Source organism: Gracilibacillus sp. HCP3S3_G5_2, assembly GCF_052063305.1.
In the GTDB taxonomy this organism is placed as follows: domain Bacteria; phylum Bacillota; class Bacilli; order Bacillales; family Amphibacillaceae; genus Gracilibacillus.
Window position 1 is genome coordinate 1 of record NZ_JBQHXU010000038.1, and the last position, 1,393, is coordinate 1,393.

Here is a 1,393-nt window from a genome sequence, read left to right on the forward strand (position 1 = left end):
CACTAGTGTTGCAAAAATAATGTCGTAATTTTCAGTTTTATTATATCTTCTGTTTAGAGCCAAAAAAGTAAATACCGAATTAAAGGTGGCTCCATCCATTTGGAAATAATTTACAATTAGACCTGTGTGACAACGACAATTTGCTTATTAAGGGACGGATTTGCCTTCAATCTTTCGAAGCCAAATATGCGCTGGTTTCCATAATGCAGCCCTTAAATAACGGCTAATTTGTAGCGTTTTTCGCTTGCTTTTTGTTTCAATTTGCACAAGAACATGAAGGCAAAAAACAATAAGTGCGATAAATACTTGGTTTTGAATCGCCCATTCGCTCTGACCGTAAAACTTCTTAATGCTGAGATGTTGTTTGATCCATTTGAAGAACAATTCAATTGCCCAGCGTGATTTGTACATTTCTGAAATCTCTTCGGCACTTAAATCAAAACGATTTGTAATTAAATGGAGTTCATTTCCCTTTGAATCCAAGACCTTTATCAGGCGAAAATAATTTTCAGCACGGTTTTGTGTAGTACCAATTAAGACCATTTGGTCTGATAAAACAGGCATATTTTCGGGCAACTTAAAGTTGTAAACTTCCCGTATGACTGCGTTTTTCCGCAGCCTTGAAAGGAAAAAGTAGCCCTCGTCGGTCATGCGGTCAAAACGTTCGTAGTCTAAGTAACCACGGTCGAACACATACATGCATTCTTTGTCATCTACCATAATTTCAAGCTGGCCTCGGTCATGTTCTTTTGCAGTTGTCATTACGGCTTTTTCTGGGTAAGAAGTGCCTTTTTCCATAAATACAAGACGCAGATGCAGTTTCACTCCTGCCTTTGTTTTGCGGAATTTTGCCCATTTATGATTCGTCAAATTCAGTGGCAAAGTGCTAGAATCAATAATTTTTAATGGCATTACAAGTTTCGTATAATGCGTTTTGGCATGAATTTGTGATACTAAATCGAGAAACAGTCTTTGGAAAAGGTCGGGATTCAGCCCATTTAATCGTCGTGATAACTGAGAAATACTAATAGAATCAAGGTCGATAGCCCTTTGAAGCTTGTCATCGAAGAGGCAGTCACTTAGTGCATGAAGACTCTCGACTTCCTGTAGCTGTGCAAAAAGCAGTAACTTTAGGAACGACTCTGTCGTTAATTTTTTCGTATAGAAATCTAATTTCAATGTTTTCACCTGTTCTTCAAATAATTGAAAATTAATTGGTGAAAACCATTGTCCAAATGAAGTTTTTCGTGTAATCTTGTCCATGAGATTTGTCCTTTTTAGTGGATTTGGACGGGTTTACCACCTGACTTATCCATTATAAAGGACTTTTTCTTTGCGCAAAACAATAAAATTGAACATTTCGAGTATTTTTAATAATAAAATTAATTTAATG

The 1,393-nt window shown here is 36.5% G+C and carries 1 protein-coding gene; it reads right to left on the bottom strand.

Features of this window, described 5'->3' with window-relative positions:
- Positions 1 to 147: 147 nt before the first annotated feature.
- Positions 148 to 1,263, bottom strand: coding sequence for an IS4 family transposase (locus tag ACTNEP_RS20415; RefSeq protein ID WP_339213018.1), 1,116 nt, complete (start codon positions 1,261 to 1,263; stop codon positions 148 to 150).
- Positions 1,264 to 1,393 lie beyond the last annotated feature (130 nt).

Excerpts from the sequence above, each read along its gene's own strand:
- ACTNEP_RS20415 (WP_339213018.1), bottom strand. The coding sequence starts at position 1,263 with ATGGACAAGATTACACGAAAAACTTCATTTGGACAATGGTTTTCACCA.